Source organism: Dactylosporangium sp. CA-233914 (assembly GCF_050942935.1).
Lineage (GTDB): Bacteria > Actinomycetota > Actinomycetes > Mycobacteriales > Micromonosporaceae > Dactylosporangium.
The window spans coordinates 2670163-2685777 of the sequence record NZ_CP192030.1; the positions used below are offsets into that span (position 1 = coordinate 2670163).

Genomic DNA, 15615 nt, shown 5'->3' on the forward strand with positions numbered 1-15615 from the left:
CGAACCACGGCGATTGTGCGGAACGTCACCTGGGAACCGGATGAGGCGGGCCGCAGTCCAATGAGCAAGACCTATGGATGGAGCTGAACCACGATGAAGTCCCGAATCCTCGTCGCCGCCCTGCTCACGCTCGCGCTGGCGGCCTGCTCGGACAGCGCCGACAACAAGGCGGGAGCCGGAGCGAGCGGGACCGCGTCAACGGGCGCGCCCGCCGCCAGCAGTTCGTCGGGGGCGAGCGCCGGCGCCGGCACCGGTGGGACGAGCGCCGGGCCCCAGACGGACCCCAGCTCGAAGTCGAACACCGGCGGCAACACCACCGCCACCGACGCGCTGGTGACGTTCAACCGCACGGGCGGGCTGGCCGGCAACAACGACACGCTGACCGTCAAGCCCGACGGCTCGTACACCATTCAGACCAGGCAGGGCACAAGGACGGGCAAGCTCACCGACGAGGAGCTGGCCGCGCTCAAGGACGCGCTGAGCTCGGCCGACTTCAACAAGCTGCCGACGGTGAACGACAACGGGGCGGTCGCCGACGCCTACACGTACACGCTCACCTATGCCGGCAAGCAGATCACGGCGAAGGACGGGGCCATCCCGCCCGCCCTTGCGCCGGTGATCAGTGCGCTAGGCGCCTTCCTGAGCAAGTAGTGCGTCGATCCGGGCCAGCTCGTCCGCGCCGAGAGCCAGGTTCGCAAGCGCCCCGAGGTTGTCCAGCAGCTGCTTGACGCTCGAGGCACCGATGATCAGCGAGGTGACCCGCGGGTCGCGCAGCGCCCAGGCCAGCGCCAGCTGGGCCAGGCTCTGGCCGCGCTCGCGGGCCACCTCGTCCAGGGCCCGGATCAGCGTGAGCCGGGCCGGGGTCAGGTCGCTCTCGTTGAGGAAGCGGCTGGTGCGCACCCGCGAGTCGTCGGGAACGCCGTCGAGGTACCGATTGGTCAGCAGCCCCTGCGCCAGCGGCGAGAAGGGGATGCAGCCGGCGCCCGCCTCCTCCAGCACCCCGAGCAGCTCGGGCTCGATCCAGCGGTCGAGCATCGAGTAGTGCGGCTGGTGGATCAGCAGGGGCGTGCCCAGCTCGCGCAGGATCCGCGCGGCCGCCACGGTCTGCTCGGCGCTGTAGTTGGAGATGCCGACGTACAGCGCCTTCCCGGCCCGCACCGCCGCGTCGAGCGCCCCCATGGTCTCTTCCAGCGGGGTGTCGGGGTCCGGGCGGTGCGAGTAGAAGATGTCGACGTACTCGAGCCCCATCCGCTTGAGCGACTGATCCAGCGACGCCAGCACGTACTTGCGCGACCCCCACTCCCCGTACGGCCCCGGCCACATGTCGAAGCCGGCCTTCGTGGAGATGATGAGCTCGTCGCGGTACGGCCGCAGATCCTCGGCCAGGATGCGCCCGAAGTTCTCCTCGGCCGACCCCGGCGGCGGCCCGTAGTTGTTGGCCAGGTCGAAGTGGGTCACGCCGCGGTCGAAGGCGCGCCGCACGATCGAGCGCTGCGTCTCGAACGGCCGCTCGGCCCCGAAGTTGTGCCACAGGCCCAGCGAGATGGCCGGCAGCTTGAGCCCGCTGCGGCCGCTGCGCCGGTAGAGCATGTCCTGGTATCGGCCCGAAGCCGCCTCGTACACCACGGCCATGATCCTAGGCTCAGACGCTGCGGGCGATCCGCTCCACAGCGTCCTTGGCCTCGGCGAGGCCGGCTCCGGTGACCTGGCGGTAGATCTTGATGGCGGCGATGAGGTTCTGCTGGCGCAGGGCTTCGGTGAACTCCGGCGGCATTCCGCCCGCGGCCGGGAAGGCGTCGGCGAGCTGCGGGTCGAGGCCGAGGTGGCGATACAGGAAGGCGACCTGTCGCTCGAGGCGGGCCAGGCGCATGTGGTCGGCGGCGTCCATGACGATCATCGTAGGCGCGCCGGGGCCGTGACAGAGTCGGGGAGCCGCCAGATGGCGACTCCCCGGACTGTCGGAAAAAACTCAGGTGATGACCGCTACGCGATGGGCTCCGCGAACGGGTCCTCGGCGGTGTCGACCGGGATCTCCGCCGCGGCCGCCCGGGCCGCCGCCGCGCCGCGGGCCGAGCGCTCCTCGTCGGTGATCGGGAAGTGGCAGGCGACCGTCTGGCCCGGCAGCAGCTCGCGCAGCGGCGGCTCCTCCTGGGCGCACAGGTCCTGCGCCTTCCAGCACCGGGTGCGGAAGCGGCAGCCGGACGGCGGGTCGATCGGGCTGGGCACGTCGCCGGTGAGCAGGATCCGCTCCCGCTGCGCCTTGTCCCGCCGGCCCGGGTCGGGCACCGGCACCGCGGAGAGCAGGGCGAAGGTGTACGGGTGCAGCGGCGTGGCGTAGAGCCCGTCGCGCCCGCCGACCTCGACGACCTTGCCCAGGTACATCACCGCGACCCGGTCCGAGATGTGCCGGACGACGGACAGGTCGTGGGCGATGAAGACGTACGTCAGGTTGAACTCGCGCTGCAGGTCGTCGAGCAGGTTCACCACCTGCGCCTGGATCGACACGTCCAGGGCCGAGACGGGCTCGTCGGCGATGATGAGCTTCGGCTGCAGGGCCAGCGCCCGGGCGATGCCGATGCGCTGGCGCTGGCCGCCGGAGAACTCGTGCGGGTAGCGGTTGTAATGCTCGGGGTTGAGGCCGACCAGCTCCAGCAGGCGCTGGACCTCGCGCTTCTGCCCGTGCGCCGTCTTGATGTTCTGCACCTGCAGCGGGGCGCCGACGATCGAGCCGACGGTGTGCCGCGGGTTCAGCGACGAGTACGGGTCCTGGAAGATCATCTGGACCTCGCGCCGCAGCGGGCGCATCTTGGCCACGCCCAGGTGCGAGATGTCCCGCCCCTCCAGCAGCACCTTGCCGCCGGTGGGCTCCAGCAGCCGGGTCATCAGGCGGCCGGTGGTGGACTTGCCGCAGCCGGACTCGCCGACCAGGCCGAGCGTCTCGCCGGCCTTGACGGCCAGGTCGATCCCGTCGACCGCGCGCACGGCGCCGACCTTCCGCTTGATGAAGGCGCCCCGCATGATCGGGAAGTGCTTCTCCAGGCCGCGTACCTCGAGGAGGTTCTCGCCGCCGCGCTCGGGCGCCGCCGCCGGCTGGGGTTGGGTCGTCGTCGACACTGTCGTGCTCCTCAGAGGTTCGGGGCGATGTCCGACTTGAAGACGGCCAGCCGTTGCGCGGGCGGGATGTGGCAGGCGACGCCGTGCTCGGGCGTGCCCTCCGCCAGGGTCGGCTCGACCGTCTTGCAAGGGATGCCGTTGCGCTCCGCGTAGGGGCAGCGCGGGTGGAAGGAGCAGCCGCTCGGGAGGTTGATGAGCGACGGCGGGTTGCCCTTGATCGGCACCAGCCGGTCGCGCACCTCCCGGTCGACGCGGGGCATCGACGAGAGCAGGCCCCAGGCGTACGGGTGCTCGGGGCGGCGGAAGATCGTCTCGGCGGTGGCCTGCTCGACGCACTTGCCGCCGTACATCACCAGGATGTCGTCCGCGACCTCGGCCACGACGCCCAGGTCGTGCGTGATGATGATGACCGCGGAGTTGAACTCCGACTGCAGGTCGCGGATCAGGTCGAGGATCTGCGCCTGGACCGTCACGTCGAGCGCCGTGGTGGGCTCGTCGGCGATCAGCAGCTCCGGGTTGTTCACCAGGGCCATCGCGATCATCGCGCGCTGGCGCATGCCGCCGGAGAACTGGTGCGGGTAGTCGTCCACGCGCCGCTGCGGCTGCGGGATGCCCACCCGGTCCAGCATCTCGATGGCGCGCTTGCGGGCCTCGTTCTTGCTGACCTTGTGGTGCACCCGGTACGCCTCGACGATCTGGGCGCCGATCGTGTAGTACGGGTGCATCGCGGTCAGCGGGTCCTGGAAGATCATCGCCATCTTGTTGCCGCGCAGCAGACGGACCCGCTCGGGCGAGGCGCCGACGAGTTCCTCGCCGTCGAGCCAGACCTCGCCGGAGATCCTCGCGGAGCCGCGGCGGTGCAGGCCCAGGATGCCCAGGCTGGTGACGCTCTTGCCGGAGCCGGACTCGCCCACGATGCCGAGGGTCTGGCCGCGCTCGAGCTGGAAGTTCAGGCCGTCGACGGCCTTGACCACGCCGTCGTCGGTGTTGAAGTGGATCCGCAGGTCGCGGACGTCGAGGAAGGACTGTCCGGTCTGCGGGCCCGAGCCGCCCGGGCTCGGGGTGCCGTCGGTGAGCAGGCTGCTGGACATGCTCACTCCTTTCCAGGGGTGCCGTGCGGGGACCGGGACGGGGGACGGGTCATCCGAGCCGCACCCGCGGGTCGATCACGGCGTAGAGCACGTCCACGATCAGGTTCGCCATGACGATGAAGAAGGAGGCGAACAGCGTCGCGCCGAGGATGATCGGCAGGTCCTTCTGGGCCACCGCGTCAATGCTGAGCTTGCCGATGCCGGGCAGGCTGAACACCCGCTCGGTGAGGATCGCGCCGCCGAGCAGCGTGCCGAGGTCGAGGCCGAAGATCGTCACGATCGGCGTGAGCACCGCGCGCATGGCGTGCTTGCCGATGACGACCCGCTCCTTCAGACCCTTCGCGCGGGCGGTGCGGATGTAGTCCTCGCCGAGGGTCTCCAGCATCTGCGCCCGCGTCAGCCGCGCGTAGGTCGCGGCGAACAGCAGCGCGAGGCTCACCCAGGCGAGGAAGAGCTTGTTGGCCCAGCCGAGGGGGTCGTCCACGAAGTTGATGTACTCGCCGCCCTTGAAGATCTTCCACTGGTGGACGAAGAGCGTCTGGAAGACGAGGCCCGTGAAGTAGACCGGGAGCGAGACGCCGGCGAGCGCGATGAACATCACCGCCCGGTCGGCGATCTGGCCGCGTTTCAGCGCGGATATGACGCCGCCGGCCACACCGCCGAACAACCAGAGGATGGCGGCGCCGATGGCGAGGGAGATGGTGACCGGCAGGCGGTCCAGCAGCAGGGGCCAGACCTCGCGGTCGGTGCGGAACGAGTATCCGAAGCAGGGGGCCGAGCAGTGCGTGACCGTCGGGCCGCTGTTGTAGTCGCGGCCGGCCACGAGGCCCTTCACGAACTTGCCGTACTGGACGTAGATCGGCTTGTCCAGGCCGAGCTTGATCCGCGTCGCCTCGACGTCGCTGCGGGTCGCCGTCTTACCGACGTACATCTCGGCCGGATCGGCGTGCGCCGCCTTCGGGATCAGGAAGAAGACCGCGAAGGTGACCATCGAGACGGCCACGATGAGCAGTGCCGCGGTGACCAGGCGGCGCAGGATGTAGTTGATCACGTGTGCGGCCTGGTGCCGGCCGGCTCGACGGGGTTCCCGTCTCACCGGCCGGCGCCGTGGCCCTCACCTGCCTTCTGTACTCGTGAAGGGCGGGTTACCGGCTGTGCAGGCTTGTTGCCGGTTCGGTTCTTGGACTAGCGCAGGGACCCGAGGGTCACTGCACGCCCAGGCTGCCGAAGTCGTACATGCCGTAGTACTCCGTCACGAACACGTTCGTGACGCGGGGGTTGCGGTAGTTGAGCGCCTTGTCGTAGACGAACGGCACCATGACCGACGCGTCCATGACCTTGTGGTCGATGTTCTGCCAGATGTCGGCGGCCTTCTTCGGGTCGCTCTCCGCCTTGGCCTGGTCGATCAGGGTGTTGATCTCCGGGTCGTTGAGCTCGGCGTAGTTGTTGTTGCCCGACGCGGAGATGTTGCGGCCGTCGACCAGCACCGACAGGTAGCCGTAACCGGTCGGGAAGTCCGCGCCCCAGCCGGCCATCATCAGGCCGTAGCCCTTGGCGGCGACGTTGGACGGCGCGCCGATGGTCGAGCGGAAGTACAGCGACGGCTCGGTCGGGTCGAGGCGGGCGTTGATGCCCACGTTCTTCAGGGCCGCCTGCAGCGCCTCGGCCGTCTTGGGCTCCTTGCCGGCGTTACGGGTGGCGATGACGGTGTCGAAGCCGTTCGGGTGGCCACACGCCGCCAGCTCTTCCTTCGCCTTGTCGATCTGCGGCTTGCCCGACTTGGTGTTGAACGGGTCGTAGTCGTCGTGACCCGCGATGTTCGGGGGCAGCATGTTGAAGCCGATGTCACCACCGGCGTCGGCGCCACCGCGCGCGGTCTGCATCGTGACCTTGTCGGTCGCGTACTGAACGGCCTTGCGGCAGTGGATGTTGTCGAACGGGGCGACCTTGGTGCTGATCGAGAAGTAGCGGATGAAGCCCGTGTTCGGGGAGTCCGCGTTGGACTTGTTCACCGCGTCGAGCAGGATCTTCGCCTGGGCAGCCTGCTGGACACCGGTCTGCCCGGTGTCGATGTCGACCTCGCCGCTCAGCAGCTGGTTGTCGATCTCGTCGACCGCCGTGCCGATGGTGAAGTCGATCTGGTCCGGCAGCGCCTTGCGGACGGTGTCGCTCTTCGGGTCCCACTGGTCGTTGCGGACCAGGACGGCCTTCTTGCCCTGGTCGTACGACTGGAACTTGTAGGGGCCGCTCGAGACGGGATGCTCACCGTACTTGTCGCCCTTGTCCTTGGCCTGCGGCACGGGGCCGGCGCCGGGCATGGCGAGCAGGTACGAGAAGTCCGACAGCGGCTCCGCCAGCTTGAAGATGATCGTGCTGTCGTCCGGCGTCTCGACCGACTTGAGGCCGAGCTTGTTCGGGTCGGTGTCCTGGTACGGGCCGGGGTACTTCTGGCCCTGGTCCAGGACGTCCTTGAGGTACGGCGGGCCACCGGAGAGAACGTCGATGGCGAAGTTGCGCTCGATGCCGTACTTGATGTCCTTCGAGGTGATCGGCGAGCCGTCCTCGAACTTGACGCCGGTCTTGAGCTTGAAGGTGTAGGTCTTGCCGCCGTCGGTGATCTCCGGCAGCGCCTGCGCCAGGTCGGGAACCAGCTTGAGCCCGTCCTCGCCCGGCTTCGCCTCATTGGTGAGCAGGGTGCGGACGTAGTAGCCCTTCATGAAGTTCCACACGTACGCGTAGTAGGCGCGCGCCGGGTCGAACGAGTCCGGGTCGGCTTGGTTGACGAGCTTGAGCGTGCCGCCCTTCTTGTCCGACGGGTTCACGACCTCTTTGGTGGCGACGTTGAAGCCGGGGCCGCTCTGCCTGCTCTTGGGCGAGTCGCCGCCCGAGCCACAGGCGGACAGCACCAGGGCGACGGCGACCGATCCGGCCGCCAGTGCCCCTGTCCTCATTCTCACTGGGTTTCCCTCCTTGTTTGGCGCGACCCGCCGAGGGACGGGCCGTCCGAGCTGCGCTGCTGTGCGAGTTGGTCCGGGGTATGCACAGGGTTCGACCGGGCTCGCGGGCGAGGCCGGACGTGTTGTGGTGCGGGTCGGCCAGGGGCACGGTGCGGTGTGGGTCGGCCAGAGATGCTGTGCTGCCGGTGTGCATGACGGGCCGGTGGGCCGAACGATCTCCCGTGCGGGCTATCGGTTGGCCTTCGGGTCGAGGGCGTCACGCAGGCCGTCGCCGAACAGGTTGAAGGCGAGGACCATGAGGAAGATCGCGACGCCGGGCACGAACATGTACATCGGGTCGTACTCGTAGTACCCCACGGCGTCCGAGAGCAGCCGGCCCCACGAGGGAGTGGGCGGCAGCACGCCGACGCCGAGGAACGACAGCGCGGCCTCGAACAGGATGTTCGTGGGGATGACCAGCGTCGCGTAGACGAGGATCGGCGCGACGAGGTTGGGCAGCAGCTCGCGGAAGAGGATGCGGGACGGGCCCGCGCCGATGCTGCGCGCCGCCTCGACGAACTCGCGTTCCCGCAGGGAGAGAGTCTGGCCGCGCACGATGCGCCCGATATACGGCCAGCTGAAGAACGCGATCACCGAGATGACCACGCCGATGCGCCAGCCGGTGCTGGCCGGCACGACGGAGATCAGCGCGATCGAGAACAACAGGTAGGGGAAGGCCAGGATCAGGTCCATCAGGCGGCTGATGAGGCTGTCGACGGCGCCGCCGAAGTAGCCGGAGACGACGCCGAGCACCACGCCGAGGGCCACCGCGACGATCGTGGCGGCCAGCGCGACCAGCAGGGAGACCCGTGCGCCGTAGATGATCTGCGTGAACAGGTCGCGGCCGGTGACCGGCTGGACGCCGAGTATGAACTCCTTGCTGATGCCGCCCCAGGTGCCGACGGGCGGGATGCCGCCGAGCGCCGGATCGATCTTGTCTTGGTGGAACTCGTTGACCGGGTGGCCCCAGACCTTGTTGATCAGAGGGGCGAACACCGCGACCAGCACCAGGAAAACAATGAACCCGCCTCCAAAGAGCGCGACCTTGTCGCGCTTGAGCCGGGTCCACGCGATCTGACTGAGCGAGCGGCCTTCGATGGCCTTCGCGGGAACACCAGCAGGCGTGGCGGTCGCCTCTTCGACCGTCGGCACCTGCTCGTCGCTCTTCGACGTGACGGGTCCCATAGTCATGGGCGTGGTGCCCCTCTCCCCGGCCGTCTGCCCGCCTGAAGCCGCCAGCGATGGCCGTCGCGCCGTGCTGCGAGCATGCGTCGGCCAGACCGGGGCCCGTGGCAGTCAGCAGCCGATCGGCTGTGTCTTCGTGGACTCCTGGTGCCCTATCCGCAGGTTCGGTCCACGGGCAGAGCATGCACGAAGCCGACGTGGTGTCGTCGCCTTCGTTGGACGAACCCTGTCTCCCGTTCGGCCGATCGTCAAGGGTCACCCCCTGTCCTGTAATCAAGTCCACGCCGCGCCGTGATGAGGGCGTGATCCAAGCACAGTGACTTATGGATCATACACCCCCTAAACGGGCGAATAACCGGCGAATCGTAACGGTGAGATCACGCACCGTGGTGGATACATGGCGCCAAGACTGGCGAGAACGGGCTATCCAGGACGATCGTTGATCGTTTCACACTTAACAGTACGGTCCGGTCAGGGACCATGGTGACACAGCGTGTTCAAATATCGAAATCGATCACGACGGGGGCGTGGTCCGAGGGTCCCTTGCCCTTGCGGGCCTCGCGGTCGATGTAGGCACCCTTGACCGCACCCGCGATTGTTGGGCTGGCGCAGACCAGATCGATGCGCATGCCCTTGTCCTGGTGGAACATACCCGCCCGATAGTCCCAGTAGGTGAATGGATTGGGACCTTTCATCGGCTTCGGGATGATGTCTGACAACCCGGTCGCCAGCAGCGCGGCCACGGCGTCCCGCTCGGGCTTCGTGACGTGGGTCGAGCCGGCGAAGGCAGCCGGGTCGAAGACGTCGGAGTCGGCGGGGGCGACATTGAAGTCGCCGCAGACGGCGACCGGCCCGCCGGTGGCGAGGTCCGCGGCGACGGCCAGGCGCAGCGCCTCCAGCCAGTTGAGCTTGTACCCGTAGTGCGCCGACTCCGGCGTCCGCCCGTTGGGTACGTAGACCGACCACACCCGCACCCCGCCGCAGACGGCCGAGATCGCGCGGGCCTCCCGCCGGGGCTCCTCGAACAGCGCCTCTTCGCCGCCGGGCTCGCCGGACCAGCCGGGGTCGCCGTCGAAGCCGCGGCGCACGTCGTCCAGGCCGGCCCGCGACAGCAGCGCGACGCCGTTCCAGCGCCCCTCGCCGTGATGGGCGGTGTCGTATCCCAGCGCCCTGACCTCGTCCGCCGGGAACGCCCCGGCCGCGAGCTTGGTCTCCTGCAGGCAGAGCACGTCGGGCCCGGCCAGCTCCAGCCACTCCAGCAGCCGGGGGAGCCGGGCCTTGACCGAGTTGACGTTCCAGGTGGCAAGTCTCATTCGTCGGGAGCCTACCCCTGTCACCGTCACGCCGATTCGCGCTTCACCAATTCCGTCGGCAGCAGCAGCACGGGCTCGATCTGCTCGCCGGCGGCCATCCGCAGCACCTGGCGGGCGGCCATCCGGCCGAGGTCGGTGATCGGCTGGCGCACGGTGGTCAGCGGCGGCTCGGTGTCGCGGGCGAAGTCCATGTCGTCGAAGCCGACCACGGCCACGTCGTCGGGGACCCGCCGGCCGGCCTGCCGCAGCGCCCGCAGGGCCCCCTCGGCCATCGCGTCGGAGGCGGCGAAGACGGCGTCGAGCTCCGGGTCGTCGCCGAGCAGCTGGCTCATGGCCAGGGCGCCGGACTGCCGGGTGAAGTCGCCGACCGCCACCAGCGAGCGGCGCCCGCTGTCCTGCATCGCCGCGCGGTACCCCTTGAGCCGGTCGATCCCGGCGCTCATGTCCTGCGGCCCGGCGATCGTGGCGACCCGCCGGCGCCCGGTGTCGAGCAGGTGCCGGACCGCGGTGCGCGCCGCGACCTCGTTGTCCACGTCGACATACGGCACCGAGGACTGGATGAGCAGCCGCCCGTTGCACACCACCGGCACCCCCGCCCGGCTCAGCCGCTCCGGCAGCGGGTCCGCGCCGTGCATGGAGAAGATGATGGCCCCGTCGACGTGCCCGCCGGTCGCGTAGCGCTCGACCCGGTCGTGGCTCGGCCCGCTCGGCCCCACCATCATGAGCACCAGCTGCTTGTCGACGGCCTCGAGCTCGAGGCTGACCCCGCGGATGATGCTGGAGAAGAAGGGATCGTCGGAGAAGACCCGGCTGGCGGTCTCGGAGGCGACCAGGGCGATGGAGTCGGTCCGCTGGGTGACGAGGCTGCGGGCGGCCTGGTTGGGCACGTAACCGAGGGCCTCGACCGCGCTGCGCACCTTGTCGCGGATGTGCGGCGCGACGGAGGTCGACCCGTTGACCACGCGGGAGGCCGTGGCCCGCGACACTCCGGCGCGCTGCGCGACGTTTTCGAGTGTGGGCCGGTCCCGCCCCGACATCACCATTGTGTCGTCCCCCATATCTGTTCTGCCGGACCATCATGACTGAAGCTCAGCAATGTGTAGTGCACAAACAATGACGGGCGATGGAGCATGTCGCTCCATCGCCCGTCGCACCCTCACACCGGATACACCCTGATCACGATTTCGCCGGTCCGATCCGCCGGTCACCCGGTCCGCCGTTCGGCCGGAGAGCGCTCTCATGACTGGAATCAGACTGGCTCATGACTAGCTCAATGTCAATCACAGAATCGGTTGAGAGCGCTCTCTGGAATATGTTGTGGGAAACGCCAAATCCCGTTATGCCGCCTGGCGCCGCCGGCAGGCCTCCAGGTGCGCGGCGATCACGGGGGCGGTGGCGGAGCGCACACAGGCGTCCGCGCCGGCCTCCAGCACGTCGACCACGGCCTGGTGGTCGCTGTACGGGCTCAGCACGGCCACGACCGAGGCGGCCGGGTGCCGCAGGCAGGCGGCGGTCACCGAGCGAGGGCCGGGGTCGTCGAGCAGGACGATGTCGGGCTCACGGCACCCGGCCGGCATCTCGGCCCGGCGGGTCACCACCCAGTCCTGGGGCAGATGCCGGTCGAGGTCGGACAGGCGGTGCGCGGGCGCGATGAGCAGCACGTCGATGCGCTTGGACGGGGTCCGCGTCGGGAGGGTCAGGATCGTCATGCCTCATTTATCGCGTGTCGGCCTGACATCCCCCTCGGTTCCACCTGCGAGAATCCTGAACGTCCAGACAGGAGGCCCCCGTGATCGTGTGGCTCAACGGCCCGTCCGGCGTGGGCAAGGCGACCCTGACCGCCGAGCTGTGCCGCCGCGAGCCGCGGGCCCGGGCCTTCGATCCCGAGCGGACCGGCTGGGTGCTGCAGCGCACGGCGGGGCTGGTCCGCCACGGCGACTACCGCGACTCGCCGGCGTGGCGCGCGGCGACGGTCGCGGCCGCGGCGCGGCAGGCCCGGGGGGCCGACCCGCTGCTGGTGCCGCTGACCATGCTGCGCCGCCGGCACCTGGAGGAGATCCTCGGCGCGCTGTGCGACCGCGGCCACGAGGTGCGCCACGTGCTGCTGGACGTCTCGGCGGGGGCGCTGGTCGAGCGGGTCGAGGCCGACGACAGCCCGGACGCGCGGGGGTGGCGGCTGGACGACCTGGGCGCGTACCTCTCCGTCCGCCGCGAGCTGCGTGAGCTGGGCGCCGTCGTGGACACCGACGAGCTGTTCGCGGACGAGGTCGCTGATGCGGTACAAGATCTCATCGAGGGCTGGCGGCGTCCCAGGAGCGACTGAAATTCCGGGATGCCGCCGGCGCCGCTTCGCCCTGCACACCTTTCCCATGGACGTGCCGGAGGAGGCGTTCTACCTCACCGGGCGGGCGATCTTCCCGCGCGACCGGGCGCTGCGGCGCAGCGTGGCCGCGGCGTTCGTGGCCGAGCGGGCCCTGGCCGCGCCGCCGCCCGGCTTCGGCCGGCACGTGCTCGTCGAGCTGCTCGTGGGCACGTGCGTGCTGAGCCGGGCGGGGCAGTACGTGACCTGGGCGGCGGCCGCCGAGCCCGCGAACGAGCTGCCGGTCGGCCGCCACCGCGCGGCGCTGTGAATATCGGCCTTCGCCTCGCGGCTTCGCCGATCAGCGGTTGTACACCTCGAACTCCCACAGCGAGTAGCCGTACCCGGTGCCGCGCGCGACCCCGGTCATGCGCACGTACCTGGCGCTGACCGGCGCGAACGTGACGTTGTCGATCCCGCCGTTGCCGGCGTCGACGCTCGCCGCGGTGGTCCAGGAGCTGCCGTTGGCGGAGACCTCGATGCGGTACCGCGAACCGTAGGCCGCCTCCCAGCGCAGGATCACCCGCCGGAACTGCTTGGCCGAGCCCAGGTCGACGGTGATCGACTGGTTGTCGCTCCACCAGCTGGCCCACCGGCTCGTCGGGTCCCCGTCGACGGCGGCGCCGGCGGAGTAGCCGATGAAGGTGCCGTTGGCGCTGACGCTTCGGCCCTGGGCGAGGTTCGTCAGGTCGTCGCCGCGCTTGGCCGGGAACGACACCACCTGCTGGTACGTCGGCCGGTTCTGCCACGAGATCTTGTCGTGCGTGATCCCGCCCAGCGGCGACTGGATGATCGTGTCCGCACACCACTGGTCCCCGGCCGAGCAGCTCGCGTCGCCCGGGTACGTGGTCGTCGCGGGCTCGGCCGCGGCCGCCGCGAGGGTCGTGACCAGCACCTGCCGGCAGGCCGTGAGCACCCCGCCACCGCAGTAGGTCCTACCCAGGCCGCTGCGGACCGGGTCGCCGAGGACCGAGCGGAGGTCCTTGTCGAGGTACCCCCACCACCCGTACTGGAACGCGGACCCCTTGTGGGCCTGGGTCTGGTTCAGCGAGCCGGCATTCGTCGGCCCGGTCGCCCCCGAGGGGGACTCGTCGATCTGCAACGCCCTGGTCAGGGCCGCGTACACGTCGTCGCCGAGCCCGGGCCGGAAGGCGCCGTCGACCAGCTTGGGCCACCAGGCGTCGAACGTGCGGATCGCGGCCGCGTGCTGGTACACGTGCGAGCCGGGCGAGGTCTCGACCCGCTCGGCCCCGGCTGCCTGCCACGCCCGCAGCGCCACGACGCCGGCATCGGTGCTGGTGCCGGACGGGTCGAGGATGCGCAGCAGCTCCGGCAGCAGGTTCTCGGCGCGCAAGTCGGTCACCGCGGCGTCCTCGACGATACGCACCACCCCGGCCCGGTCGACCTTCTTGCCGCCGCTCAGCGCGGACCTCACCCGCTGGTCGAGCAGATCCGCGCGGTGAACGGCACCAAAACTGAAGTTTCCGTCCGCCGCCCCGAAGTCCTTACTTTGCTTGTTATTCCAAGAGACGAAATAATCCTGTCCGGTCGACTGCGGATGCTGGGACACCGCGATGTAGTCGGCCGTATTCGTATCCGCATTCCAGCCGGACCATTCATAGGCCGCATCCGCCTTCGTCGGCAGGTTCGGGTTCGCGCCCGCCTTGCGCACCGGGTTGCTGCCGGAGTTGAAGTACGCGGTGTCCGTGGCGTTGACGTAGAACCAGTTGAACGCGTATCCGACGGCGGAGGCCGAGGCGATGAACTGGGCGGGCGTGCCCATGGCGGCCGGGTCGTTGAACGCCTGGAAGCCGATGGCCGAGTCGGCCTCGTGCCGGTACGTCGAGCGCAGCTGGGTGAAGGCGACCGGCTGCCCGCCGACCGTCCCGCGCCACGCCACCAGGCCGTACTTCGTGCGGTACGTGATCAGCTGGTAGGACCCGGCGGCCGTGCCGTCCGCGACGGTCGGCGTCCAGGAGTTGGTCTGGGTCAGCGCCTCCATCGGCGTGCACGTGCCGTGGAAGAGGTACGCCGTGGACTGCGTGGTCGCGGGCGTGCCGTTGGTGTTGCACAGCGGGACCGCGTACGTGTCGGTGATGTCCTGCTCCGCCGACGTGGCGCTCCACGCGTAGTCCTGCCCGCGGCCGAGCAGCACGTAGAGGTTGAGCCCGGCGAAGGCGACCCCGTGCGCGCTGATCCCCGGGCCCTGCAGCTCCTGCAGCATGAGCAGCTGCGGGGAGAAGTACCCGGTCTGCGGCCCGAACACCGCGATCGGGTGCCCGGTGGCCGAGTGGGCCGCGTCGACGACGACCGCGTTGGACATGCCCCGCTTGGTCGCCGACCCCGGCGCCAAGCCGGAGGTCGACGTGGCCGAGCCGGTCGGGTTGAACACCACCGGCTGCGCGGTGACGCTGCCCGCGTCCGGCAGCGCGACGCCGGCGGCGTCGGGGTCGGCCGCGCCGTACGGGAAGGACTGCCCGTTGTGCAGCGTGAGGACGGCCTCCTCGTCGTTCTGCTCGCGGAACGCGGCCCACAGCCGGTCGCCCTCGCTCACGCCGTAGCGCGCCCGCGCGGTGACCCGAACCAGCGCCGACTCGACCTCGCCGCCCCCGCCGCCGCCGAAGAGCCCGCCGACCACGCCGGCGATGGCGATGAGGTCGGTCATCTGGAACGGCTCCGGCCCGCCGGCGTTCGTGATCGCGTCGAGGTGCCCGGTCAGCACGTACTCGCCGGGGCAGTTGCGCCCGGACATGCACGCGGCGATGTAGGCGTTGATCCCGGCGACGTAGCTCTGCACGTCGTCGTAGAGCTGCGCGCCCCGGGTTCCCTCGGTCCGCAGCGCGGCGACCTGGGCCTGCAGGTCCGCCTCGGTGTAGGGGGCCTGCCGCCAGATGCTCTGCTCCAGCTCCCGGTTGCCCGGTGCGCCGCCGGCGAACGGGGTCAGCTTGCCGCGCCCGACCCGGCGCAGCAGGTCCATCACGAAGAGCCGGTCCTCGGCCCCGGCGTAGCCGGCGCCGAACATCGTCCCGGCCCGCGTCGTGCCGGTCACATGCGGCACCCCGAGCGCCTTGTCGCGCACGATCGTCACGTCGGAGCGCGGGCTGTAGCTGCGCTCGACCTGTCCGGCCGGCACGCCGAACGAGGCATCGTCGTAGAAGGACGAGATCTGCTCGTCGGTCAGCCCGGTGTAGGCGGAGACGAGGTTCGCGTACGGGCCGAGCTGGTCGGCGGAGTGCGCCGGGCGGAAGCCCAGCGCCTTGTGGGCCAGGATGTCGGCGAGCGTGGCGTTGCCGTTCTGACCCGGCGGCAGGATGTCGTTGCACTGGTCGAGGCAGTAGTCGTTCGGGGCGAGGACGGCGGCCTGCGCCGGCGCGGCGAGCGCGGGGGCGACGAGCACCGCGGAGGCGAGCAGTAACGCGCTCAGGGCGCGCTTGACGACGGGCAGGGACATGGCGGATCCCCTCCGGGTTGCGAGTCAATATGAAAATGACTCGGATTACCGGATGGTAACAACGACACCGGTCACTGAACAGAGGCTTGTCCCGCCGATACGCTGG

General features: G+C 69.8%; 14 protein-coding genes. 3 read left to right on the forward strand and 11 right to left on the reverse strand.

What is annotated here, in order from left to right; translation table 11 throughout:
* The first annotated feature begins 93 nt into the window (after nucleotides 1-93).
* A complete protein-coding gene (locus ACQPY0_RS12255) occupies nucleotides 94-651 on the forward strand; it encodes a hypothetical protein (protein WP_432988031.1) in 558 nt (185 codons plus the stop codon).
* Here ACQPY0_RS12255 and mgrA read toward each other — a convergent pair.
* From mgrA to ACQPY0_RS12305, 10 genes are all read right to left on the reverse strand, one after another.
* A complete protein-coding gene (gene mgrA / locus ACQPY0_RS12260) occupies nucleotides 628-1632 on the reverse strand; it encodes an L-glyceraldehyde 3-phosphate reductase (protein ID WP_432988034.1) in 1005 nt (334 codons plus the stop codon). The genes ACQPY0_RS12255 and mgrA overlap by 24 nt on opposite strands.
* A 10-nt stretch (nucleotides 1633-1642) precedes the next feature.
* Entirely contained in the window at nucleotides 1643-1888 is a 246-nt protein-coding gene (locus tag ACQPY0_RS12265; RefSeq protein ID WP_432988037.1) for a ribosomal protein L7/L12, read from the reverse strand.
* A gap of 95 nt (nucleotides 1889-1983) precedes the next feature.
* Nucleotides 1984-3018 carry an ABC transporter ATP-binding protein gene (locus ACQPY0_RS12270; RefSeq protein ID WP_432995194.1) on the reverse strand — a complete coding sequence of 345 codons (1035 nt, stop codon included), beginning with the start codon at nucleotides 3016-3018 and terminating at the stop codon, nucleotides 1984-1986.
* A gap of 107 nt (nucleotides 3019-3125) precedes the next feature.
* Nucleotides 3126-4205, reverse strand: a complete 1080-nt coding sequence (locus tag ACQPY0_RS12275) for an ABC transporter ATP-binding protein (RefSeq protein ID WP_432988039.1) — start codon at nucleotides 4203-4205, stop codon at nucleotides 3126-3128.
* Nucleotides 4206-4254: 49 nt separating this feature from the next.
* Complete coding sequence (locus ACQPY0_RS12280) at nucleotides 4255-5256, reverse strand: ABC transporter permease (RefSeq protein WP_432988042.1); 1002 nt, start codon at nucleotides 5254-5256, stop codon at nucleotides 4255-4257.
* Nucleotides 5257-5410: 154 nt separating this feature from the next.
* Nucleotides 5411-7156: an ABC transporter substrate-binding protein gene (locus ACQPY0_RS12285; RefSeq protein ID WP_432995196.1), complete on the reverse strand. Its 1746-nt coding sequence runs from the start codon at nucleotides 7154-7156 to the stop codon at nucleotides 5411-5413.
* A gap of 234 nt (nucleotides 7157-7390) precedes the next feature.
* Nucleotides 7391-8392, reverse strand: coding sequence for an ABC transporter permease (locus tag ACQPY0_RS12290; protein ID WP_432988044.1), 1002 nt, complete (start codon nucleotides 8390-8392; stop codon nucleotides 7391-7393).
* A gap of 491 nt (nucleotides 8393-8883) precedes the next feature.
* Nucleotides 8884-9699, reverse strand: a complete 816-nt coding sequence (locus ACQPY0_RS12295; RefSeq protein ID WP_432988046.1) for an exodeoxyribonuclease III — start codon at nucleotides 9697-9699, stop codon at nucleotides 8884-8886.
* A gap of 26 nt (nucleotides 9700-9725) precedes the next feature.
* Complete coding sequence (locus ACQPY0_RS12300) at nucleotides 9726-10736, reverse strand: LacI family DNA-binding transcriptional regulator (RefSeq protein ID WP_432995198.1); 1011 nt, start codon at nucleotides 10734-10736, stop codon at nucleotides 9726-9728.
* A gap of 300 nt (nucleotides 10737-11036) precedes the next feature.
* Nucleotides 11037-11408 (reverse strand): hypothetical protein, encoded by a 372-nt coding sequence (locus tag ACQPY0_RS12305; protein WP_432988049.1) that lies wholly within the window; start codon nucleotides 11406-11408, stop codon nucleotides 11037-11039.
* 80 nt (nucleotides 11409-11488) lie between these two features.
* Here ACQPY0_RS12305 and ACQPY0_RS12310 point away from each other — a divergent pair, with 80 nt between their 5' ends.
* Both ACQPY0_RS12310 and ACQPY0_RS12315 read left to right on the forward strand, forming a co-directional pair.
* The gene (locus ACQPY0_RS12310) at nucleotides 11489-12022 is read left to right on the forward strand and encodes an AAA family ATPase (RefSeq protein ID WP_432988052.1); all 534 of its coding nucleotides are present in this window, start codon (nucleotides 11489-11491) and stop codon (nucleotides 12020-12022) included.
* A 46-nt stretch (nucleotides 12023-12068) separates the two neighbouring features.
* A complete protein-coding gene (locus ACQPY0_RS12315; RefSeq protein ID WP_432988054.1) occupies nucleotides 12069-12329 on the forward strand; it encodes a hypothetical protein in 261 nt (86 codons plus the stop codon).
* Between the two features lie 30 nt (nucleotides 12330-12359).
* On the opposite strand, the gene ACQPY0_RS12320 is transcribed toward ACQPY0_RS12315, so the two are convergent.
* Entirely contained in the window at nucleotides 12360-15509 is a 3150-nt protein-coding gene (locus tag ACQPY0_RS12320) for a penicillin acylase family protein (protein ID WP_432988056.1), read from the reverse strand.
* Nucleotides 15510-15615: the final 106 nt, after the last annotated feature.

Excerpts from the sequence above, each read along its gene's own strand:
- ACQPY0_RS12255 (WP_432988031.1), top strand. The coding sequence starts at position 94 with ATGAAGTCCCGAATCCTCGTCGCCGCCCTGCTCACGCTCGCGCTGGCG.
- mgrA (WP_432988034.1), bottom strand. The coding sequence starts at position 1,632 with ATGGCCGTGGTGTACGAGGCGGCTTCGGGCCGATACCAGGACATGCTC.
- ACQPY0_RS12265 (WP_432988037.1), bottom strand. The coding sequence starts at position 1,888 with ATGGACGCCGCCGACCACATGCGCCTGGCCCGCCTCGAGCGACAGGTC.
- ACQPY0_RS12270 (WP_432995194.1), bottom strand. The coding sequence starts at position 3,018 with ATGCGGGGCGCCTTCATCAAGCGGAAGGTCGGCGCCGTGCGCGCGGTC.
- ACQPY0_RS12275 (WP_432988039.1), bottom strand. The coding sequence starts at position 4,205 with ATGTCCAGCAGCCTGCTCACCGACGGCACCCCGAGCCCGGGCGGCTCG.
- ACQPY0_RS12285 (WP_432995196.1), bottom strand. The coding sequence starts at position 7,156 with ATGAGGACAGGGGCACTGGCGGCCGGATCGGTCGCCGTCGCCCTGGTG.
- ACQPY0_RS12290 (WP_432988044.1), bottom strand. The coding sequence starts at position 8,392 with ATGACTATGGGACCCGTCACGTCGAAGAGCGACGAGCAGGTGCCGACG.
- ACQPY0_RS12295 (WP_432988046.1), bottom strand. The coding sequence starts at position 9,699 with ATGAGACTTGCCACCTGGAACGTCAACTCGGTCAAGGCCCGGCTCCCC.
- ACQPY0_RS12300 (WP_432995198.1), bottom strand. The coding sequence starts at position 10,736 with ATGTCGGGGCGGGACCGGCCCACACTCGAAAACGTCGCGCAGCGCGCC.
- ACQPY0_RS12305 (WP_432988049.1), bottom strand. The coding sequence starts at position 11,408 with ATGACGATCCTGACCCTCCCGACGCGGACCCCGTCCAAGCGCATCGAC.
- ACQPY0_RS12315 (WP_432988054.1), top strand. The coding sequence starts at position 12,069 with ATGGACGTGCCGGAGGAGGCGTTCTACCTCACCGGGCGGGCGATCTTC.
- ACQPY0_RS12320 (WP_432988056.1), bottom strand. The coding sequence starts at position 15,509 with ATGTCCCTGCCCGTCGTCAAGCGCGCCCTGAGCGCGTTACTGCTCGCC.